Genomic DNA, 21,521 nt, shown 5'->3' on the forward strand with positions numbered 1-21,521 from the left:
GTGGCTGCGTGGGGCGCGCCGTTCGACCATGGGGAGGGCACCCGTCGGCACCGTCCGCGGGTCGGAAGGGCCTGAGCGAACGGCCTTCGCTCTGCTAGATTGAACTTTGATTGGTCTATACCACCAGGCCCCTCACCAGCCCCTCACCAGATCGGCAGGCAAAGCGTGGAAGTTGTCATCGTCCCGGACGCCACGGCAGGCGGAGAGCTCATCGCGGACGGCATCGCCGGCCTCCTGCGCCGCAAGCCCGACGCGCTGCTCGGCGTTGCCACCGGCTCGACTCCGCTGCCCATCTACGAGGCCCTGATCGCCCAGGTCAAGGCCGGTTCCGTGGACGCCTCGCGCGCCCGGATCGCTCAGCTGGACGAGTACGTCGGGCTGCCCACCGGGCACCCGGAGTCGTACCGCTCCACCGTGCTGCGCCAGGTCGTCGAGCCGCTCGGGCTCTCCGAGGGCGCCTTCATGGGCCCCGACGGCTCGGCCGAGGACGTCCAGGCGGCCTGCGAGGCGTACGACCAGGCCCTGCGCGACGCCGGCGGGGTCGACCTCCAGATCCTCGGCATCGGGACCGACGGGCACATCGGGTTCAACGAGCCCTGCTCCTCGCTCGCCTCACGGACGCGGATCAAGACGCTCACCGAGCAGACCCGTGTCGACAACGCGCGCTTCTTCGACAACGACATCGAGCAGGTGCCGCACCACGTCATCACCCAGGGCATCGGCACGATCCTGGAGGCCAGGCACCTGGTGCTCCTGGCCACCGGCGAGGGCAAGGCAGACGCCGTGGCCCAGACCGTCGAGGGCCCGGTCGCCGCGCTCGTACCGGCGTCCGCGCTCCAGCTGCACCCGTACGCCACGGTCGTGGTGGACGAGGCCGCCGCGTCCAAGCTGAAGCTCGCGGACTACTTCCGCCACACCTACGCCAACAAGCCCTCCTGGCAGGGCATCTGAGGGCCGGTACGGCGAGAGGGGCCCGGCACCTGGTTCCAGGTGCCGGGCCCCTCCGCGTATGCCCCTCGGACCGGTCTCAGACCCCGGCGATGGCCTCCGCCGCCGCGCGGCCGCAGACCCGGGCCGCGCCGTGCGTGGCGATGTGCAGCGCGCCCCGGGGCTCGGCCTGGTTCAGGCCCATCTCCACCACGACGGTGTCCGGTCGGGCCGCGAGCAGGGCGTCGAGGGCCTCGGTCATCCACGCGTGCCGGTGGGCGTCCCGTACGACCGCGACGATCCGGCGCTCCCCCGCGGCGGCGAGCACGGCGTCCACCGAGGGCTCGTCGTAGGCACCCGTCTCGGTGCCGGGCAGCAGCCGCTCCAGCTCCGCCGCGACCCCCCAGGGCGTCTCGTCGCCCACGGCGATGTTGGCGACCGGGGTGAAGGCGGCGACGTAGGGGGCGACGGTGACCGGGGTGTACGGCCCCTCCCCCGTCGTGACGGTCAGGGCCCGGCGGGCCGCGACGAGTCCGATCTCGGTGCCGGGCGCGGTCCCCTCCTGCACTGCCGCGCCCGGCCCCGATACAGCCCCCCTGGCCCGGTGCGCCTGGGTCCAGGCCGCCAGGGCGCGTACCCGCGCCGCGGCGTCGGCCAGCCGCTCCTCGGGCAGTTCACCGGTCCGTACCGCTGCGACCAGCGCGTCGCGCAGCCGCAGAACGGTGTCCTCGTCGGCCAGCCCGCCGCCGACGCAGATCGCGTCGGCGCCCGCGGCGATCGCGAGGACGGATCCGCGCTCGATGCCGTACGTCGACGCGATGGCCTGCATCTCCATGCCGTCGGTGACGATCAGCCCCTCGAAGCCCAGCTCCTGGCGCAGCAGACCGGTGAGGATCTGCGGGCTCAGGGTCGCCGGGCGGTCCGGGTCGAGCGCGGAGAGCAGGATATGCGCGCTCATGACTGCTTTGGTACCCGCGGCGATCGCGGCGCGGAAAGGCACCAGCTCACGGGCGTGCAGTGTGGCGAGGTCCACATCGATCCGGGGCATCGCGTGGTGCGAGTCCACGTTCGTGTCGCCGTGCCCGGGGAAGTGCTTGGTGCAGGCGGCGACACCGACGGCCTGGAGGCCCTCGACGTACGCCACGGTGTGCCGGGCGACCAGATCGGGGCCGTCGCCGAAGGACCGGACGCCGATGACCGGGTTGTCGGCGTTGGAGTTCACGTCGGCCGACGGCGCCCAGTTGAGGTCGACCCCGCAGGCGGCGAGGCGGCGGCCGAGCTCCTCGGCGACGGCCCGGGTGAGGTCGACGTCGTCGACCGCGCCGAGGGCGTAGTTGCCGGGGAAGGAGGAGCCGTTCCGGACCTCCAGGCGCGTGACGTCCCCGCCCTCCTCGTCGATCGCGACCAGGACGTCGTCGCGCTCGGCCCGCAGCCGGGCGGTGAGCGCGGCGAGCTGCTCGGGGGAGGCGATGTTCCGGCCGAAGAGTCCGACGGAGGAGAGGCCTTCACCGATCCTGCGGAGCAGCCAGTCGGGCGCGGTGGTGCCGAGGAAGCCGGGCTGGAGGACCGTGAGCGCGTCCCGGGTCAGGGTGTCCGAGGCGGTTGCGAGTGTGGTCATGGGCGGCGTCATCCCTTCACCGCGCCGGCCGTCAGGCCCGCGGCCATCTTGCGCTGGACGAGGAGGAAGAGGATCACGATGGGAACGGCCATCATCGTGGAGCCCGCCATCATCGGGGCGTACTCGGTGCCGTTCTTCGTGATGAAGTTGCCGAGCCAGACGGTCGCCGTCTGGTTCTGCTGGCTCATGAGCATCAGCGCGTACAGGTACTCGTTCCACGCCTGGATGAAGCCGTAGACGGACGTGGCGACCATGCCGGGGGCGAGCAGCGGGAAGACGACCCGGATGAACGCGCCGGTGCGGGTGCAGCCGTCGACCTGGGCGGCCTCCTCCAGCTCCTTGGGGATGTTGACGATGAAGCCGCGCAACGTCCACACGGTGAAGGGGAGGATGAAGGTCAGGTACGTGATGATCAGGCCGCTGATCTTGTCGTACTGACCCAGGTCGTTGAGCATCAGGAAGACCGGGATGATCATCGCGACGAGCGGGACCATCTGGACCGCGAGGATGCCGACGATGACGATCTTGCGGCCGCGGAAGGCGAAGCGGGAGATGGCGAGCGCCGCCAGCATGCCCACGACGATGCCGATGACGACGACCACGGACGAGACGATGAGGCTGCGGGTGACCGGGCCCCAGAAGTCGGCGATGTCCAGCGCGCGCTTGAAGTTCTCCAGCGTGAAGGTGGAGGGGAAGAAGTGCGGGTCGGGGTCGATGGCGTCCTTGGCCGGCTTGAAGGCCGTGTTGACCATCCAGTAGACCGGAAAGCCGAGCGTCACGAAGACGAGGAGCCCGATGAGGTTCCAGCCGAGCTTGGACTTGCGTCGCCGGGTGACGGGGCGCGGGGCCACGGCCGGGGCGGCCGCGGGGACGGCGGGAGCAGCGGTGTCCGTGGTCACTCCACTTCTCCGATCTTGAGCATCTGACGCATGTACACGGCGACCACGCCGAGCAGCAGGACGACGGTGACGAGCGCGATCGCGGAGCCGGTGCCGTAGTCGTTGACGACGAACGCCTTGTCGAACGAGTACGTGGTGAGCAGCTGGAACTCCGCCTCGGGGTGGCCGTTGCGCATCACGTAGACCTGCGGGAAGACGCCCATGTCCCAGATCACCGAGAGCGTCGTCAGCATGACGATGATCGGCTTGAGGATGGGCAGCGTGACGAAGCGGAAGACGCCCCAGGCCCCGGCGCCGTCGAGGCGGGCGGCCTCCTCCAGCTCCTTGGGGACCTGGGTCAGGCCGGCGCTGAGCGTGATGACGACGAAGGGCACGGCGCCCCAGACGACGAGCAGCATGATCACGGCCAGGCCCTGGGGGCCGCTGGCGAACCAGTTGTGGCCGATCATGTCGACGCCCGGGATCCTGCTGAGCAGCCAGTTGAGGACACCGTAGTCGGCGTCGAAGAGCCACTTGAAGATGGCGGTGGCGACGATGATGGGCATGCCCCAGCTCGCCACGAGCACGATGTTGATGAGCGCCTTCACCCAGCCGGAGACCCGCTGCAGCAGCAGCGCGATCAGCATGCCGAGGACCATCGTGAGGACGACGGCGCCGCCCGCGAAGATCACGGTACGCAGGACGACGGCCCAGAACTCGCCGTCACCGAGGATCTTGGTGAAGTTGTCGACACCCGACCACTCGGCCTCCTGGAAGCCCCAGAGCTGGGGCTGTCCGAAGGCCTGGAAGGAGAGCGTGACCAGGCGTACGAGCGGATAGCCGAGCACCAGGAGCAGGACGAGCAGGCAGGGCGCGAGCAGCAGCCAGGGGGTCCCACCCCCGCCCGCGGTCGGCTTCTTCCCGGGCTTCGGGGTACCGGCCCCGGAGCCGGATGGTGGCGATTGCCGCACCGGCGGCACCTTCGCGGTGGTTGTGTCTGCGGCACTCATCCCGTGCTCCTCAGCGATCCCTCTCGTGGTACGGGCGGCAGGGCCCCGTCGTCGTGACGGGGCCCTGCCCATAGGTCACTTGGTGTTGATGACCTTGTCGATCGCGGCGTCCGCGTCCTTCGCGGCGACATCGACCGACTTCTTGCCGTTGGCGATCTCGATGAGCATCGTCTTGAGGATCTGGGCCTTCTCGACCTGGCCCCAGCCCGGGGCGGTCGGCACGAACCAGCTGGACTCGGCGGCGGTGGCCGGGACCGTGGTGGCCGGGTCGGCCTTCAGCGGGGCGAGGTCCTTCTTGTTGTTGGGCAGGTTGCCCTTGGCGGCGAGGCCCTTCTGGCCCTCGGCGCCGGTGAAGGCGGCGATCCACTCGGCCGCGACGCCCTGCGCCTTGGACTTGACCGGGATGGCGAGGTCCGAGCCGCCGAGGAAGACCGGGAGGGCCTTGCCGGACGGGCCGGGCATGACGAAGTTCTCGACCTTGTCCTTCAGCCCGCCGACCTTGTCGTTCTCCGGGGTGGCGGAGGTGGCACCCTCCCAGCCGGCGGCGAACATCGTCGCGGCGTTGCCCTGGCCGAAGACGACGGGACGGTCGGCCTCGTCCTTCGTCTTGTCGCCGTGCATGTACTTGTCGAGGATGCCCTTGTACTCGTTGAGGCCCTTGAGGGACTCGGGCGAGGACAGGTTCGCCTTCCAGGTCTCGCCCTCCTGCTTGGCGATGGAGCCGCCGGCGCCGTAGACGAAGGCCATCGCGCCGTACCAGTCCGGTGCCGGCTGGTACCAGGCGCTGAACTTGTCGCCCTTCTTCTTCTGGATGGCGTCGAGCGCGGCCGTCAGCTCGGCCCAGGTCTTCGGGGCGGCCTTGACGCCGACCTCGGCGGCGATGTCCTTGCGCCAGGTGCCCACACGGCCACCGGCGTAGTACGGGACGCCGTAGGTCTTGCCGTTGTAGGTGACCGACTCCTTGAGGGCGTCGAGCCACTGGTCCGAGTTCTCGAACTTGGAGGCGTCGACCTCGGCGAAGGCACCCTTGGCCATGTAGCTGATCATCTCGGAGTTGCCCATCTCGACAACGTCCGGGGCCTTGTCCGTGGCGAGCACCGCGTCGAGCTTGGTGTTCTTGTCCGGCCAGCCGTAGTACTCGTGCTTGATCTTGATGCCCGGGTGCTTCTTGGTCACCGCGTCGTCGGCGGCCTTGACCAGCTCCGGCCAGTTGTTCTGGGCGTCGACCGTCAGCCAGACGGTCAGCTCCTTGGCGTCGCCGCCGGCGTTGTCACCGCTCTTGTCGTTCCCACCACACGCCGCGATGGAGACCATGATGCCCGCGACGCCGATCGCCGCGATGAGCTTGCGCTTCACGCCACCCTCCTCAGGGATGCCTGCAACCCCCCCACCGCGCGAAGACATACGTCGAGTAGTGCTCGTGGGGCTGGGACCTGGTCTTTAATGGTTTAGACCAGTACCCGGAGCTTGGCCTAGACCTTTAGGGGTGTCAAGGGTGTATAAGAAGGGCAGTCGGGTCCGTTATCGGACCGACACCTGAGGGAGGGCGACGACCCGTGACCGGTCCGTGCCACCATGTGAGCCGCGACAGACGGAGGAGCCGGTGACGGCAGCAGCACAGGAGTCGGGAAGGCAGGCCATGGCCACGGACGCGGGCAGCACGGAGAAAGAGGGCGGGGTCGCCACCCGCACCGCCCGCGTGCCCAAGTACTACCGACTGAAGCGGCATTTGCTCGACATGACGGAGACCCTGCCGCCCGGCACTCCCGTCCCGCCGGAGCGCACACTCGCCGCGGAGTTCGACACCTCGCGCACCACCGTGCGCCAGGCCCTGCAGGAGCTGGTCGTCGAGGGCCGGCTCGAACGGATCCAGGGCAAGGGCACGTTCGTCGCCAAGCCCAAGGTCTCGCAGGCGCTCCAGCTCACCTCGTACACCGAGGACATGCGGGCGCAGGGCCTCGAGCCCACCTCGCAGCTCCTGGACATCGGGTACGTGACGGCCGACGACACCCTCGCCGGGCTGCTCGACATCTCGCCCGGCGGGCGCGTGCTGCGGATCGAGCGGCTGCGGCTGGCGAGCGGTGAGCCGATGGCGATCGAGACCACGCACCTCTCGGCCAAGCGCTTCCCGGCGCTGCGCCGTTCCCTGGTGAAGTACACCTCGCTCTACACGGCACTGGCCGAGGTGTACGACGTGCACCTCGCCGAGGCCGAGGAGACCATCGAGACCTCGCTGGCGACCCCGCGCGAGGCGGGCCTGCTCGGTACGGACGTGGGCCTGCCGATGCTGATGCTCTCCCGCCACTCGCTGGACGCCCAGGGCGAGCCGGTCGAGTGGGTGCGCTCGGTGTACCGCGGCGACCGGTACAAGTTCGTGGCCAGGCTCCAGCGCCCCAACGGCTGAGCGGAGCACGCCGTTTCGGCGTGAACCGATGCCCCGGCACATCCGTGAGGAGTGTCGGGGCATTGTCGTGTCCGCCGGGCCGCGGAGATCGACACCCGTCCGTTATTCGGACGGGGGTTCCATGGAACGAAACAGTCCCCTAGATTTCACGCGCATTACGCAGGTGATCCATGCGATCCATGGTGTTCAGCGAGGGGACGGAGTCGCCGTATGTCTGAAGTGACACAAGGGAAACAACCGGTCGTCACACCGGTCCGCGTGGTGGTGGCGCTCTGTCTGATCGCGCCGTTCGTGGCGATGTTGTGGGTGAGCTCGTACGCGAAGGTCGAACCGACCTTCGTCGGCATCCCGTTCTTCTACTGGTACCAGATGGCCTGGGTGGTCATCTCGACCGCGCTGACCATGATCGCTTACAAGCTGTGGCAGCGTGACCAGCGCGCCCGCAAGGAAGGTGCGTCGAAGTGAAGGACGGCGTGAACGGCGTCGCACTCGCCGTCTTCATCTTCTTCTTCCTGGCCGTCACGGTCATGGGCTTCCTCGCCTCGCGGTGGCGCAGAGCCGAGAACGAGAACAGCCTCGACGAATGGGGTCTCGGCGGCCGCTCGTTCGGCACCTGGGTGACCTGGTTCCTGCTCGGCGGCGACCTGTACACCGCGTACACCTTCGTCGCCGTCCCCGCGGCGATCTACGCGGCGGGCGCGGCCGGCTTCTTCGCCGTGCCGTACACGATCCTGGTCTACCCGCTGATCTTCACCTTCCTGCCCCGCCTCTGGTCGGTGTCGCACAAGCACGGATACGTCACCACCTCGGACTTCGTCCGCGGCCGCTTCGGCTCCAAGGGCCTGTCGCTCGCGGTCGCCGTCACCGGCATCCTCGCGACCATGCCGTACATCGCGCTCCAGCTGGTCGGCATCCAGGCCGTCCTGGACGTGATGGGCGTGGGCGGCGGCGAGACCACGCACTGGTTCATCAAGGACCTGCCGCTACTCATCGCCTTCGGCGTCCTCGCGGCGTACACCTACTCCTCGGGTCTGCGCGCCCCCGCGCTCATCGCCTTCGTGAAGGACACCCTGATCTACATCGTCATCGCGGTGGCGATCATCTACATCCCGATCAAGCTGGGCGGCTTCGACGAGATCTTCGCCAAGGCCGGCGAGGCGTACGCGACGATCAACCCGGCGACCGAGAAGCCGCGCGGCGCGCTGGTGCCCGGCGAGATGGGCCAGTGGGGCTACGCGACGCTCGCGCTCGGCTCGGCGCTCGCGCTCTTCATGTACCCGCACTCGATCACGGCGACGCTCTCCTCGCGCAGCCGTGACGTGATCCGCCGCAACACCACGATCCTGCCGCTCTACTCGCTGATGCTGGGCCTGCTGGCGCTGCTCGGCTTCATGGCGATCGCCGCCGGGGTCAAGGTCTCCAACGGCCAGCTCGCGATCCCGCAGCTCTTCGAGAACATGTTCCCGGACTGGTTCGCGGGTGTGGCCTTCGCCGCCATCGGCATCGGCGCCCTGGTGCCGGCCGCGATCATGTCGATCGCCGCCGCCAACCTCTTCACCCGCAACATCTACAAGGACTTCCTGAAGCCGGACGCCACGCCGGAGCAGGAGACCAAGGTGTCCAAGCTGGTGTCGCTGCTGGTCAAGGTCGGCGCGCTCGCCTTCGTCCTCACCATGGACAAGACGGTCGCGATCAACTTCCAGCTGCTCGGCGGCATCTGGATCCTGCAGACCCTCCCGGCGCTGGTCGGCGGTCTGTTCACCCGCTGGTTCCACCGCTGGGCGCTGCTCGCCGGCTGGGCCGTCGGCATGGTCTACGGCACGGCGGCGGCGTACGGCGTGGCCAGCCCGACGCAGAAGCACTTCGGCGGCTCGTCCGCCGAGATCCCGGGCATCGGCGAGATCGGCTACATCGGCCTCACCGCCTTCGTGATCAACGTGATCGTCACCGTCGTCCTGACCTTCGTCCTGAGGGCCGTCAAGGCGCCGGACGGCGTGGACGAGACCTCCCCGTCGGACTACACGGCGGACGCGGGCGACGCGGGCGTCAAGCCGCTGCCGAAGGTCGGCGCCGGTCACTGACCGTTCCGGTACGCGCGAGGGCCCGGGATCTCCGAGAGGAAATCCCGGGCCCTTCGCCGTGCCCCCGAGGCAGACTGCGCTCATGGACCTCACCATCAGGGCGGTACGGCCCGAGGAGCACGAAGCCCTCGGTGACATCACCGCGCGCGCCTATCTCGACGACGGACACCTCGACTTCGGCGAGGACGACGACTACCTCCATCTGCTGCGGGACGTGACCCGGCGGGTCGCGGAGTCGGAGGTCCTGGTGGCGGTGGACCGCGCGGGCGTCGTGCTCGGCGGGGTGACCTTCGCCCGGGGCGGCGAGGAGTGGGCCGACATCGCGGGCGAGGGCGAGGCCGAGTTCCGGATGCTCGCCGTGGCGAAGGACGCGCGGGGCCGGGGGGTCGGCGAGGCGCTCGTACGGGCCTGTGTGGAGCGGGCGCGGGAGAGCGGGGGATGCCGTCGCGTGGTGCTCTCCACGCAGCCCGGGATGGCCTCGGCGCACCGGATCTACGAGCGCATGGGCTTCGTCCGTACGCCCGGCCGGGACTGGAGACCCGTGCCCGACTTGGACCCGCTGCTCACCTATGCCCTGGAGCTCTGACTCGCCAACGACACAACATGTGGGGGGTGCTTCGAGGGGCGCCCCCCACATGTATGCTCATGCTCGCTGTCCTCGCAGGGGAATCCGGTGGAAATCCGGAACTGTCCCGCAACGGTGTGGTTTCTGCGTGCTTGTGCGCGCGGGCCGAGTCCGAAGACCTGTGGACAGCGCGCCCGGTCCGTCCGTTCCGGGTGCCACAGACGTCCGGGCCTCGCGGAGTGGGCCGTGGCGCGGCCTCCCCTGTCCACGGGTGCGGCCGCCGCCCGCCTCCCTCCGCCGGCCCCGAGCCGAGCGAGGAGAGCCCCCACGTGACCATCGCGCCCGCCGATCCGGCCGCAGCGATCGAGAGCGACGGCAACGAGAGCGACGGACCCGGGACCGTGCTTCTGCGGACCCTGACCGACCTCACCGCCGATCTCACCGACACCGACCCGGGCAAGGTCGCCGCCGCCGCGCTGCGGGGCCGCAACGCCGGTTCGGACGAGGCGGAGCTGCGCGAGCTGGCCACGGAGGCGGCCGCGGGTCTGATCGCCGAGGACCCGGCGTACTCCCGGCTCGCCGCCCGGCTGCTCACGATCACGATCGCCGACGAGGCGGCCTCGCAGGGCTCGGTCACCTTCTCCGCTTCCGTCACGGTCGGTCACCGTGAGGGCCTGATCGCCGACCGTACGGCCGAGTTCGTCCAGCTGCACGCCGAGCGGCTCGACGCGCTCGTCGACGCGGCCGCGGACGACCGCTTCGGCTACTTCGGTCTGCGGACCCTCTACTCCCGCTATCTGCTGCGCCACCCGATCACCCGCCAGGTGATCGAGACCCCGCAGCACTTCATGCTGCGCGTCGCCTGCGGCCTCGCCGAGGACGACTCCACGCGCGCTCTGGACGAGGTCGCCGCGCTGTACGGGCTGATGAGCCGGCTCGACTACCTGCCCTCCTCCCCCACGCTCTTCAACTCCGGCACCCGCCACCCGCAGATGTCGTCCTGCTACCTCCTCGACTCCCCGCTGGACGAGCTGGACTCCATCTACGACCGGTACCACCAGGTCGCGCGCCTCTCGAAGCACGCGGGCGGCATCGGGCTCTCGTACTCCCGCATCCGCGCCCGCGGTTCGCTGATCCGCGGCACCAACGGGCACTCCAACGGCATCGTGCCGTTCCTGAAGACGCTGGACGCCTCGGTGGCGGCCGTGAACCAGGGCGGGCGGCGCAAGGGCGCGGCCGCGGTCTACCTGGAGACCTGGCACGCGGACATCGAGGAGTTCCTGGAGCTGCGCGACAACACCGGTGAGGACGCCCGGCGTACGCACAACCTGAACCTGGCCCACTGGATCCCGGACGAGTTCATGCGCCGGGTCAACGCGGACGCCGAGTGGTCGCTCTTCTCCCCGGCGGACGTGCCCGAGCTGGTCGACCTGTGGGGCGACGAGTTCGACGCCGCGTACCGGGCCGCCGAGGCGAAGGGCCTGGCCCGCAAGACCATGCCGGCCCGTGATCTGTACGGCCGGATGATGCGGACCCTGGCCCAGACCGGCAACGGCTGGATGACCTTCAAGGACGCCTCGAACCGCACGGCCAACCAGACCGCGGAGCCGGGCCACACGGTCCACTCCTCCAACCTCTGCACGGAGATCCTGGAGGTCACGGACGACGGCGAGACGGCCGTCTGCAACCTGGGCTCCGTCAACCTCGGCGCCTTCGTCGTCGGTTCGGACATCGACTGGGAGCGGCTCGACGCGACCGTCCGTACGGCCGTCACCTTCCTCGACCGGGTCGTCGACATCAACTTCTACCCGACCGAGCAGGCGGGCCGTTCCAACGCCCGCTGGCGGCCGGTGGGCCTGGGCGCGATGGGCCTCCAGGACGTCTTCTTCCAGCTGAAGCTGCCCTTCGACTCCGCCGAGGCGCGTGCGCTGTCGACCCGTATCGCGGAGCGGATCATGCTCGCCGCGTACGAGGCGTCCGCCGACCTCGCGGAGCGCAACGGGCCGGTACCGGCCTGGGACAAGACCCGCGCGGCCCGCGGTGTCCTGCACCCCGACCACTACGAGGTGGAGCTGAACTGGCCCGAGCGCTGGGCGGCCCTGCGCGAGCGGATCGCGGCGGTCGGCATGCGCAACAGCCTGCTGCTCGCCATCGCGCCGACGGCGACGATCGCCTCGATCGCGGGCGTGTACGAGTGCATCGAGCCGCAGGTCTCCAACCTGTTCAAGCGCGAGACGCTCTCGGGCGAGTTCCTCCAGGTCAACTCGTACCTGGTGCAGGAGCTGAAGAGGCTCGGCGTGTGGGACGCGCAGACCCGTGAGGCGCTGCGCGAGTCCAACGGCTCGGTGGCCGGCTTCACCTGGGTCCCGGCCGAGGTGCGCGAGCTGTACCGGACGGCGTGGGAGATCCCGCAGCGCGGTCTGATCGACATGGCGGCGGCCCGTACGCCGTTCCTGGACCAGTCGCAGTCCCTGAACCTGTTCCTGGAGACGCCGACGATCGGCAAGCTGTCGTCGATGTACGCGTACGCCTGGAAGCAGGGCCTGAAGACGACGTACTACCTGCGCTCCCGTCCGGCGACCCGGATCGCCCGCGCGGCCCAGGCCAGCGCCCCGATTCCCGTACAGGCGACCCCCGAAGAGGCCGTCGCCTGCTCCCTCGAAAACCCCGAGTCCTGCGAGGCCTGCCAGTAATGAGCTCGAACGAACAGAAGAACCTGCTGGACCCGGGCTTCGAGCTGACCCTGCGTCCGATGCGTTACCCGGACTTCTACGAGCGCTACCGGGACGCGATCAAGAACACCTGGACGGTGGAGGAGGTCGACCTCCACTCCGACGTCGCCGACCTCGCCAAGCTGACGCCGGGTGAGCAGCACATGATCGGCCGGCTGGTCGCGTTCTTCGCGACCGGTGACTCGATCGTCGCCAACAACCTCGTGCTGACGCTGTACAAGCACATCAACTCCCCCGAGGCGCGGCTGTACCTCTCGCGCCAGCTGTTCGAGGAGGCCGTGCACGTCCAGTTCTATCTGACGCTGCTCGACACCTACCTGCCCGACCCGGAGGACCGCGCGGCGGCCTTCGACGCGGTGGAGAACATCCCCTCCATCCGCGAGAAGGCGCAGTTCTGCTTCAAGTGGATGGACTCGGTCGAGAAGATCGACCGCCTGGAGACGCAGGCCGACCGCCGTCGCTTCCTGCTGAACCTGATCTGCTTCGCCGCGTGCATCGAGGGCCTGTTCTTCTACGGCGCCTTCGCCTACGTGTACTGGTTCCGGTCCCGCGGTCTGCTGCACGGCCTCGCGACCGGCACCAACTGGGTGTTCCGCGACGAGACGATGCACATGAACTTCGCCTTCGAGGTCGTGGACACCGTCCGCAAGGAGGAGCCGGAGCTCTTCGACGACGCGCTCCGGCAGCAGGTCACCGACATGCTGAGGGAGGCCGTCGAGGCGGAGCTGCAGTTCGGCCGGGACCTGTGCGGCGACGGACTGCCGGGCATGAACACCGAGTCGATGCGCGAGTACCTCCAGTGCGTCGCCGACCAGCGCCTCCAGCGGCTGGGCTTCGCCCCGGTGTACGGCTCCGAGAACCCGTTCGCGTTCATGGAGCTCCAGGGAGTCCAGGAGCTGACGAACTTCTTCGAGCGCCGCCCGTCCGCCTACCAGGTGGCGGTCGAGGGCTCGGTGGACCTGGACGAGGACTTCTAGTCCCCACGCGTTCCGGGTGTACGCGACGAAGGGCCCCGCTCCGGGGGGAGCGGGGCCCTTCGCCGTACGCCGGGGTCAGTCGTTCGGGACCGTCTCGTAGCGCGGGGTGCCCTCTTCCATCTGGCGGAGGGCGTCCTTGCGGTCGCGCTTGGAGAGCTTGTCGATGTACAGGAAGCCGTACAGGTGGTCCGTCTCGTGCTGGAGGCAGCGCGCGAAGTAGCCGGTGCCCCGGACCTTGATCGGGTTGCCCTGGGCGTCCTGGCCGTGGACCTCGGCGAAGTCCGGGCGGGCCAGCGAGGCGTACGCGGTCGGGACCGAGAGGCAGCCCTCGTTGGAGTCGTCCAGATTGCGGCGGTCGGCCGGCAGGTCCTGGAGCACCGGGTTGACGACGACGCCGGTGTGACGGACGCCCTCGTCGTCGGGGCAGTCGTAGACGAAGACCTTCAGGTCGACGCCGATCTGGTTCGCGGCCAGGCCCACGCCCTCGGCGGCCTTCTGGCTGGCGAACATGTCGTCGATCAGCGCCGCGAGCGTGTCGTCGAACTCCGTGACGTCCTTGCACTCCCGGTGGAGCACCGGGTTGCCGACGACCGTGATCGGGCGTGCCGTACCGCGCTCGCGGTACGCGAGCTCGCGCGCCTCGCAGTCCTCCGTGTCGACGACGAAACCGTCGTTGATCTGCTCGTCAGTCTCCTGCTGCGCCATTCCGCCGCACGCCTTCCTCAGAACCCCAGTCGATGGTCCCGTACAGCCTAAGGGCAGGATCCGGGCGGTTCAGCAGACCTCTTCGAGATCCCGCCACTCACGGCTGTCGGGACTGTCCGCCACCCAGCCGTCCAGCAGGCCGCGGACCAGACCCACGGGCGCGGCGATCCCGCACTCCCGTTCGGGGACCCAGAGCTCGCCGGGCGAGCGGTGGCCGAGGGGGCCGGGGTGGCCCGGCTCGCTGTGGTCGTGCGGGTCGAGGTGCTCGCCCTCGCCCTCGGCGCTGGGCATGGTCGACTCCGAGCAGGCGCGGCAGAGCAGCCGGACCGACGAGGACCAGTCCTCCGCGGCGAATCCGGCGTCGGCCGCGAGCTGCTCCAGGGCGTCCCGGTCGGCCTCGGTGGCGGCCTCCAGGAGGACCACCCAGGTGGGGACGGGTGAGGGCGCCCAGAGCTCGATCTCGTCGAAGACGGGGTAGGACGGGCCGGCGCTGGTCGTGCGCTCGCCGTTGGGCACGCCGTCGTGGAGGACGACCTCGCCCCAGCGGCGGCCGGAGGACGGCAGCGGGATGGAGAGCACCTCGATACGGGCCGGGTCCAGCCGGCGGCCCCACACGACCTCGGCCTCGCCCTCCGGCGAGAGCCGGACGGCGGCGCTGCCCAGCTCCATCCCGGCGGGCTCACCGGTCCCGGCGGAGGCCCCGGGCACCTTCAGCCCGTACGCCTGCCAGGCGCGGCGGGCCAGCGGCCAGTCCTGGAGCGCGGTGGCGGCGATGCCGACGTTCCACCAGTCGGGGGCGCCGGTCTCCTTGTCGAGGAGCGCGACGGCGCGCAGCCCGGCTGCCCGGGCCTGCTCCCAGTCGTGGCGGAACTTGTGCAGCAGCGCCAGGTTGAACCAGGACTCCGAGAGCCAGGGCTCCAGGTCCGCCGCGCGCGTCAGGAGCGCGCCCGCGTCCTCGTACCGGCCGTCGCCGATCAGCGTGAACGCGCGGTCGGTGGCCTGCCGCCACGAGGCGGAGGGCCGATGCCGTACCTTCCCGAAGATCCTCACGATTCCCGCCTGCCGGTCGCTTCACCCTCTTGTTCGCATCCAACCATGCCCGGTTGGACGCGCGCTCATTACCCATGGGTTACCCAGGAGGGACGGGGGCGACGCCCCCGGTCACACCGCCTCGTGCGAGGACTCTGGCGAGGGATTCGACGACCTCGGGGTGGTGGTCGCGGGCGGTGGAGAAGCGGAGCCGTTCGAGGGCGGCGAGCGACCCGGCGGCCCCGGCGTCGGCGCCTGTGAGGTCGTCGTAGGCGTTGACGGTACGGACGATCCGGGCGGGCAGCGGCTGGTCGCGGTACGGGTCGGCCTGGCGCTCCACGACGACGGCGACGGCCGCGGGGACGCCGGTCTGGCGGACGACCGCGGCGCCCAGGAGCGCGATCCGGCGCTGCTCCTCGGCCGGGAGGAGGGCGGTGGCGCCTTCCGGGACGGGGTCGACGAGGGAGAGCTGCCCGATGTCGTGCATGAGGGCGGCGTACTCCAGGACGGTCAGATCGGGCCCGGAGAGGCCCAGCTCGCGGCCGACGGCGCCGCTGAGCGCGGCGACGCGGCGGGCGTGCCCCGGTGAGGTGCAGCCGGCGATCTCGGTGGCGCGGGCGAGCGAGGCGATGGTCTGCCGGTTGGTGGCGCGTACGGCCTCGTACCGCCGGAAGGAGACCTGGGTGAGCAGCAGCGGCACGCAGAAGACGGGCAGGGCCCAGAGTCCGGCGGCGGCCACGCCGAGGGCCATGACGGCACCGGTGGCACAGACGGCGGAGCCGATGCCGATCAGGGCGCGGAGCTCGTCGCGGAGCAGGGGAGCGTACGGGAAGCCGGTGCGGGCGCGGAGCATCACGGCGGCGAGGACGGCGTCGCACAGGGCGGTGAGGACGAGGAGGAGCGCGAGGAAGAGGGCGTAGGCGGGGCCGTGGCCGAGGCGGGCGGTGACCTCGCCCGAGTTGTAGAGCGGCTGGAAGCAGAGGGCGGCGAAGCCGACGGTGAGGATGCGGCGGGCCTGGTGGTCGAGGTCGGGTTCCTTGCCGCGGGCGATGTGCGGGACGGTCCCGACGAGCCCGCCGGCGACGACGACGGCGATGATCTGGAGGGCGCCGTGGGTGGTGGCGTGCCCGGCCTGTTCGCCGAGGAGGGCGTACGCGAGGGCTCCGGCGGCGGCGAGCGGCGCGGGCTCCCGTCCCCGCAGCTCGCCGAGTGCGGGGGCCGCCCCGCACTCTGGCGGGGCGCCCCAGCGGGTGAGCTCGCCGACGGCGATGAGGACGCCGAACGCGAGGGCGTTGCCGGGGTCGCTGACCCCGTTCCAGAGCGTGAAGCCGAAGCCGGTGGCGGTGAGCACGAGCGCGGCGCCGTGGACCGCCCCGAGGGCGAGTCTCCCGGGCCGGCTCACGCGCGGCCGCCGGGGGGCACGTGCGCGTGGGGCGCGACGCGGGCTCGCGGGCGCCGTGCCGGGTGGGCCGCGCGGTCGCCGAGGGCGGTGATCGCGTCGGGGGCGGGCGGCGGTCCGGCCTCCGCGCGGGGCGCCCGCACGGTGTTCGGCGCCGTGGCGGGGACACGCGCGGGCGGAACGTTTCCGGGCGGGGCTCCGGGGGCGGTGGCCCTGTTCGCCCGAGCGTCGGCGGCGGCCCCCGCGCGGGCCGGGGACGGGCTCGCGCCCGGCGCGGGCCGACGGGACGGTGGGGCCGCCGTGCCCGCCGGGTCGGGCTCGTCGGCCGTGACCGTCGTCTGCCAGCCGTGCCGGTCGAGCGCGCGGACCAGGGCGCCCACCATCCGGGGGTCGAAGTGTGTACCCGCGCACCGTTCCAGCTCCGCCACCGCCGTCGCCACCGGCCGGGCGCGGCTGTAGGACCGGGTCGAGGTCATCGCGTCGAAGGCGTCGGCGACCGCCACCACCCGGGCGAACTCGGGGATCTGGCTCCCGCTGAGCCCGTACGGGTATCCGCTGCCGTCCATCCGCTCGTGGTGGTGCAGGATCGCCGCCCGCGCCTCCTCGAGGAAGCCGATGCCCCGGACCATCTCGTGTCCGTACTCCGGATGCAGTTCGATGATCCGTCGCTCCTCGGGGGTCAGCGGCCCGTCCTTCCGCAGCACCCGGGTCGGTACTCCGAGCTTGCCCACGTCGTGCAGGATCCCCGCGAAGCGGAGGATCTCCAGGCGCTCCTCCGCCATACCCAGTTCGTGGGCGATCAGTACCGACGCCCGGCCGACCCGTTCGCTGTGCCCACGGGTGTACTTGTCCTTGATGTCGACGGCCTGCACGAGAGCGCGGATCGTCGCCTGGTGCGCGCCGCGTTCACGGTGGTACTGGGCGAAGACCCAGCAGGAGATGTACATCGGCAGCAGGACGAAGAGCGCGGCGGCGGGGCCGTACGTGCTGCGCCAGAGCACCGCCATCATCAGCCCGGCGAGGCCGTGCACCGCGTACGGGGCGAGCGCGCGGCCGAGCTGCCCCCGCCAGGCCGTGCGCGGCGGGATCCTCTCGGCGGCGATCCGGATCCCGCCGTCGAGGGCCGTCAGGACCAGGCAGAAGGTGAGCGCGGAGGCCGCGGCCGGGAGCAGGGCGTACGGGAAGTCGGGGGTGTGCGCCCCGTTCCCGAGGGCCTCGTCCCGGCCCAGGGTCTCCGCGACGAGCGCCGCGGCCCAGACGGCGATCAGGAGCTGGGACGTCCGCCAGATCCGGCGCACCCCCGCCGGCGACTGTTCGATGCGGGCGACCAGCGCCCCGGGCAGCGCGGTGAGCGCGGCGGCGGAGGGCGGCAGGAGCAGCGCCGAGGCGAGCAGGACGGGGAAGAAGGAGCCGGCGCCCATGGACGCGGTGGCGCCGCCGAGCAGCCGGCCGAGGACGGGGCAGCGGGCGGGGAACTCGCACAGGGCGTACAGCCCGGCGAGGAGCGCGACGGCGCTCCAGGGGGTGTGCGCGCCGGGGCGCAGCGCGGGCAGCGCGCAGCCGACGGCGCCGACGAGGGCGCAGCCGATGTACACGCGTGCCGCTCGCGGAATCACCATCACGCCCATCACGCCTGTCACGCTAGCGAGTTGAGCGGGGCACGCGGGGCCACGACGGCCGATTCGCACCATCGGGTGATACAAGCTGATGTATGCGCGAGGGCCGCCGTGATCACCTCACGGCGGCCCTTCGTCGACGCGCGGGGCTACTCCTGAGCGGTCGCCGTGACGTCCTGCTCGGGCACGGCCTGGCCCGAGCGGATCAGATCGATGCGGCCCATCACCTTGGCCCGCAGATCGGTGGGCACGTCGTCACTGCCGCAGCAGCGCTTGACGAGCTTCTTCACCGCCTGCTCCAGGCCGTACTTCTCCAGGCACGGGGAGCACTCCTCGAAGTGCACCTCGAACTTCGTGCAGTCACTGTCGGGCATCTCCCGGTCGAGGAACTCGTAGAGATGATCCAGGACCTCTGAGCAGTCCGTCTCGTGCGGCTCTCCGCAGCTCATGAGCCCGAGCCTTTCAGATCGTTCGACGACTCTCCGGCGCCCGCGGGAACGAGCCCGCGGTCGCGGGCGTAGTCCTCGAGCATGCCGCGCAACTGGCGGCGGCCCCGGTGCAGTCGGGACATCACCGTACCGATGGGTGTCCCCATGATGTCCGCGATCTCCTTGTACGCAAAGCCCTCGACATCCGCGAGATAGACGGCGATGCGGAATTCCTCGGGGATCGCCTGAAGCGCTTCCTTGACGTCGGAGTCCGGCAGGTGGTCGAGGGCCTGCGACTCGGCGGAGCGCAGTCCGGTCGACATGTGCGACTCGGCACGGGCGAGCTGCCAGTCCTCGATCTCCTCGGCGGCGCTGCGCTGGGGCTCGCGCTGCTTCTTGCGGTACGAGTTGATGAAGGTGTTGGTGAGGATGCGGTACAGCCACGCCTTCAGATTCGTACCCTCGCGGAACTGGTGGAACGAGCCGTACGCCTTGGCGTACGTCTCCTGCACCAGGTCCTCGGCGTCCGCGGGATTCCGCGTCATGCGCAGCGCGGCGGAGTACATCTGGTCGAGGAATCCGAGGGCGTCCCGCTCGAAGCGCGCGTTGCGCTCCGCGGTCGTCTCCTCGGGGCCGTCGTCGGTCCCTGTGTCGGTCCCAGTGACCGGACCCACCTCCTCCAGCGCTGCGGCGAATCCGAATGCGGACCCGCTCGATTCGGAGGATAGACGAGGAACCGCTCCGCCCGCCGCCCGAATAGTGGCGGTCTTGGGAGCGGGCAGCACTGTCCAGTCGAGGTCAGCGGCCTGCGCGCGCTCGGGGCAGATGGTCGAACCCATGCGACGGACTCCCTCTTCCTTGCTCTCACACCGACATGGGGCACAACCGTGGTCGCACGCGCAACATTCCCGCCCTCAGGAGCGGAGTGACGCGACCCACGAGGCGACCTCGCCGACGATGAGCGCGAGGGTCTCCTCCGGTGTCACGGGGGCCCGCTTGGCGGTGGCGAAGCCGTGATCGCCGTACGGCACCTCGACGAGCCGGTACGGCCCTTCGGGGAATTCTCCGGGCTGCCCGAAGGAGTCGTTGCCGCCCTGGACGACGAGGGTGGGCAGGTCCGTCCCGAGCAGTTCGTCGGCCCGGGACTTCTCGGGCCTGCCCGGCGGGTGCAGCGGGAAGCTCAGCGCGAGGACGGCGGCGGCGCCGAGCTCCTTCCCGGTCCGGCAGGCGACCCGCGCGCCGGCGCTGCGGCCGCCGGCGATCACGGGGAGGCCGGGCCCGGTGAGGGCGGGCCAGATCCCGCGCCAGCCGGTGTCCAGGGTCTTCGGCGCCGGCGCCACCTTCTTCCCGGCGACCCGCCACGGCTGCTCGACGAGCGCGACGGTCACTCCTCGGGCGGGCAGCGCGCCCGCCAGGGCCTGGAGGTCGCGCGCCTCGATCCCGCCCCCGGCCCCATGGCTGAGGGCGAGGACCGCCCATGGCTTCTTCCCGGTGTACCAGGTGATCCGGGCGTCCCCGGTGTCGGTCGGAACGATCTCGCTCTTGGTCACGCCCCCATCCTGCCGCGCGGGGGCGTCCCAGCCGTGCTCAGAACAGCGTGCCGACCTCCGGGCCGTCCAGTTCCGTCATGAGCTCCGGCCCGTTGTTGCGTACGTTGCTCACCGCCGTGGCGACCGGGAACGCCCGCATCAGCCCCTCGCGCGGTGCACCGAGGAGCCCCTTGAGCTCCTCGATGTCCGTGCGCCGCGGGTCCAGCCAGGCGTCCCAGCGGTCCGGGGTGAGCATGAGGGGCATCCGGGGGTGGATGGCGGCGAGCGAGTGGGGGCCCTCCTCGGGGGCCACGCCGAGCGGCCCCTGCTCCGCCTCCGTCGTGACGACCGAGCACGTCACCCACCAGGCCGCCGGATGGTCGTCGGGCAGGGTGCGGTCGCGCCAGAACTCGTACAGGCCGGCCATCGCGAAGACGGACCCGTCCGCGGGGGTGACGAAGTACGGCTGCTTCCGCGTCCGCTTCTTCTTCCCCTCCACCTCCAGCTCGCGCTCGCCGGCCCCGGTCACCCACTCGTAGTAGCCGTCGGCGGGCAGGATGCACCGGCGCGCGGCGAAGGCCCGCTTGAAGGACGGCTTCTCGGCGATCGTCTCCGCCCGCGCGTTGATCATCCTGGCCGCGCCCTCCGGCGTCTTCGACCAGGAGGGCACGAGGCCCCATTTCAGTCTCCGCAGCTGGCGAACCGGCCGCGGCGAATCCGCGTCTTTGAGAGGACGCTCCAGTACCGCGTAGACCTCCTTGGTCGGGGCCACGTTCCAGTCGGGAGCCAGGGTCTCCTCCGGCTCCCACTTCTCGACCTCGAAGATCCCCACCAGGTCCTCGGGCCGACGACTCGCTGCATACCGTCCGCACATACGTGCCACACTGCCACGATCCCGATCCGATCCCGATCTCGTCCGAGGAGCCAGTCCAGAAATGACCGAAGTCCTCGGTACGCAGCCCGCCCCGGAAGAGTGGCTGGTGATCGTCACCGGCGTGGCCGCGCTGCTCGCCACCGTCCCGCGCGCGATATGGCGGCTCTCGCGGAACGCCGTCACCATCGCCCACGAGGGCGGCCACGGTCTGATCGCCCTCCTCACCGGCCGCCGGCTCCAGTCCATCCGGCTCCACTCGGACACCAGCGGGCTGACCGTCTCGCGCGGCCGCCCCACCGGCATCGGCATGATCCTCACCGCCGCCGCCGGCTACACCGCCGCCCCGCTGCTCGGTCTGGGCGGCGCCTGGCTGCTCGCCGACCACCGGATCACCCTGCTCCTCTGGGTGGCGACCGCGCTGCTCCTGGCCATGCTGGTGATGGTCCGGAACGCGTACGGGATCTTCACCGTCCTCCTGACGGGCGCGGCGTTCCTGCTGATCTCCTGGCTCACCGGTCCGGACGTCCAGTCGGCGTTCGCGTACTCCGTCGTCTGGTTCCTGCTCCTCGGCGGGGTGCGCCCGGTCTTCGAGTTGCAGGGCAAGCGGCGCCACGGAGGGGCTCCGGACTCGGACGCCGACCAGCTCGCGCGCCTCACCCACGTCCATCCGGCGCTCTGGCTCTTCTTCTTCCACGCGGTCGCGATCTGCTCCCTGATCGGCGGAGGCCGCTGGCTGCTGGGGCTGTAGC

The 21,521-nt window shown here is 70.7% G+C and carries 20 protein-coding genes and 1 riboswitch; of the genes, 8 read left to right on the plus strand and 12 right to left on the minus strand.

What is annotated here, in order from left to right:
• The first annotated feature begins 165 nt into the window (after nt 1-165).
• A complete protein-coding gene (gene nagB / locus ACZ3OF_RS09855; protein WP_467303893.1) occupies nt 166-951 on the plus strand; it encodes a glucosamine-6-phosphate deaminase in 786 nt (261 codons plus the stop codon).
• Between the two features lie 76 nt (nt 952-1,027).
• Here the strand turns inward: nagB and ACZ3OF_RS09860 are convergent, their stop codons facing one another.
• The 4 genes from ACZ3OF_RS09860 to ACZ3OF_RS09875 all read right to left on the minus strand — a co-directional run bounded on the left by ACZ3OF_RS09860 (nt 1,028) and on the right by ACZ3OF_RS09875 (nt 5,789).
• Nucleotides 1,028-2,545, minus strand: a complete 1,518-nt coding sequence (locus ACZ3OF_RS09860; RefSeq protein ID WP_467303895.1) for a glycoside hydrolase family 3 protein — start codon at nt 2,543-2,545, stop codon at nt 1,028-1,030.
• 8 nt (nt 2,546-2,553) lie between these two features.
• The gene (locus ACZ3OF_RS09865; RefSeq protein ID WP_361668808.1) at nt 2,554-3,396 is read right to left on the minus strand and encodes a carbohydrate ABC transporter permease; all 843 of its coding nucleotides are present in this window, start codon (nt 3,394-3,396) and stop codon (nt 2,554-2,556) included.
• Nucleotides 3,397-3,440: 44 nt separating this feature from the next.
• Nucleotides 3,441-4,433 carry a carbohydrate ABC transporter permease gene (locus ACZ3OF_RS09870; RefSeq protein ID WP_467303897.1) on the minus strand — a complete coding sequence of 331 codons (993 nt, stop codon included), beginning with the start codon at nt 4,431-4,433 and terminating at the stop codon, nt 3,441-3,443.
• A gap of 75 nt (nt 4,434-4,508) precedes the next feature.
• A complete protein-coding gene (locus tag ACZ3OF_RS09875; RefSeq protein ID WP_361668664.1) occupies nt 4,509-5,789 on the minus strand; it encodes an extracellular solute-binding protein in 1,281 nt (426 codons plus the stop codon).
• Between the two features lie 283 nt (nt 5,790-6,072).
• Here ACZ3OF_RS09875 and ACZ3OF_RS09880 point away from each other — a divergent pair, with 283 nt between their 5' ends.
• From ACZ3OF_RS09880 to ACZ3OF_RS09905, 6 genes are all read left to right on the plus strand, one after another.
• Nucleotides 6,073-6,837 carry a GntR family transcriptional regulator gene (locus tag ACZ3OF_RS09880; protein ID WP_361436696.1) on the plus strand — a complete coding sequence of 255 codons (765 nt, stop codon included), beginning with the start codon at nt 6,073-6,075 and terminating at the stop codon, nt 6,835-6,837.
• Nucleotides 6,838-7,047: 210 nt separating this feature from the next.
• Nucleotides 7,048-7,302, plus strand: a complete 255-nt coding sequence (locus ACZ3OF_RS09885; protein ID WP_361668662.1) for a DUF3311 domain-containing protein — start codon at nt 7,048-7,050, stop codon at nt 7,300-7,302.
• Entirely contained in the window at nt 7,299-8,918 is a 1,620-nt protein-coding gene (gene mctP, locus ACZ3OF_RS09890; protein ID WP_361606474.1) for a monocarboxylate uptake permease MctP, read from the plus strand. The genes ACZ3OF_RS09885 and mctP overlap by 4 nt, the downstream gene beginning before the upstream one ends.
• Before the next feature lie 82 nt (nt 8,919-9,000).
• The gene (locus ACZ3OF_RS09895; RefSeq protein ID WP_361668660.1) at nt 9,001-9,504 is read left to right on the plus strand and encodes a GNAT family N-acetyltransferase; all 504 of its coding nucleotides are present in this window, start codon (nt 9,001-9,003) and stop codon (nt 9,502-9,504) included.
• 53 nt (nt 9,505-9,557) lie between these two features.
• A riboswitch (cobalamin riboswitch) is annotated at nt 9,558-9,684 on the plus strand.
• Nucleotides 9,685-9,812: 128 nt separating this feature from the next.
• Complete coding sequence (locus ACZ3OF_RS09900; RefSeq protein ID WP_361668657.1) at nt 9,813-12,176, plus strand: ribonucleoside-diphosphate reductase subunit alpha; 2,364 nt, start codon at nt 9,813-9,815, stop codon at nt 12,174-12,176.
• Nucleotides 12,176-13,192 (plus strand): ribonucleotide-diphosphate reductase subunit beta, encoded by a 1,017-nt coding sequence (locus ACZ3OF_RS09905; RefSeq protein WP_361668655.1) that lies wholly within the window; start codon nt 12,176-12,178, stop codon nt 13,190-13,192. The genes ACZ3OF_RS09900 and ACZ3OF_RS09905 overlap by 1 nt, the downstream gene beginning before the upstream one ends.
• Before the next feature lie 75 nt (nt 13,193-13,267).
• Here the strand turns inward: ACZ3OF_RS09905 and def are convergent, their stop codons facing one another.
• The 8 genes from def to ACZ3OF_RS09945 form a co-directional block, all read right to left on the minus strand.
• Nucleotides 13,268-13,897: a peptide deformylase gene (gene def / locus ACZ3OF_RS09910; RefSeq protein WP_361668653.1), complete on the minus strand. Its 630-nt coding sequence runs from the start codon at nt 13,895-13,897 to the stop codon at nt 13,268-13,270.
• A 69-nt stretch (nt 13,898-13,966) separates the two neighbouring features.
• Complete coding sequence (locus tag ACZ3OF_RS09915; protein WP_260228954.1) at nt 13,967-14,947, minus strand: tetratricopeptide repeat protein; 981 nt, start codon at nt 14,945-14,947, stop codon at nt 13,967-13,969.
• Nucleotides 14,948-15,026: 79 nt separating this feature from the next.
• On the minus strand, nt 15,027-16,328 hold the full coding sequence (locus tag ACZ3OF_RS09920; RefSeq protein WP_467303907.1) for an HD-GYP domain-containing protein: 1,302 nt from the start codon (nt 16,326-16,328) through the stop codon (nt 15,027-15,029).
• On the minus strand, nt 16,325-17,953 hold the full coding sequence (locus tag ACZ3OF_RS09925; RefSeq protein ID WP_467304436.1) for an HD-GYP domain-containing protein: 1,629 nt from the start codon (nt 17,951-17,953) through the stop codon (nt 16,325-16,327). The genes ACZ3OF_RS09920 and ACZ3OF_RS09925 overlap by 4 nt, the downstream gene beginning before the upstream one ends.
• Before the next feature lie 137 nt (nt 17,954-18,090).
• Nucleotides 18,091-18,390 (minus strand): mycothiol system anti-sigma-R factor, encoded by a 300-nt coding sequence (gene rsrA, locus ACZ3OF_RS09930; protein WP_361436466.1) that lies wholly within the window; start codon nt 18,388-18,390, stop codon nt 18,091-18,093.
• Complete coding sequence (locus tag ACZ3OF_RS09935; RefSeq protein WP_055641410.1) at nt 18,387-19,043, minus strand: sigma-70 family RNA polymerase sigma factor; 657 nt, start codon at nt 19,041-19,043, stop codon at nt 18,387-18,389. Before ACZ3OF_RS09935 ends, rsrA begins: the two co-directional genes overlap by 4 nt.
• A 240-nt stretch (nt 19,044-19,283) precedes the next feature.
• On the minus strand, nt 19,284-19,919 hold the full coding sequence (locus ACZ3OF_RS09940; protein ID WP_361668650.1) for an alpha/beta hydrolase family protein: 636 nt from the start codon (nt 19,917-19,919) through the stop codon (nt 19,284-19,286).
• A gap of 37 nt (nt 19,920-19,956) precedes the next feature.
• Nucleotides 19,957-20,772, minus strand: a complete 816-nt coding sequence (locus tag ACZ3OF_RS09945; RefSeq protein ID WP_467303912.1) for an SOS response-associated peptidase — start codon at nt 20,770-20,772, stop codon at nt 19,957-19,959.
• A gap of 61 nt (nt 20,773-20,833) precedes the next feature.
• On the opposite strand from ACZ3OF_RS09945, the gene ACZ3OF_RS09950 reads away from it, so the two are divergent.
• Nucleotides 20,834-21,520, plus strand: a complete 687-nt coding sequence (locus ACZ3OF_RS09950; protein WP_361436458.1) for a M50 family metallopeptidase — start codon at nt 20,834-20,836, stop codon at nt 21,518-21,520.
• Nucleotide 21,521: the final 1 nt, after the last annotated feature.

This window comes from Streptomyces sp. NPDC022552 (genome assembly GCF_055561875.1).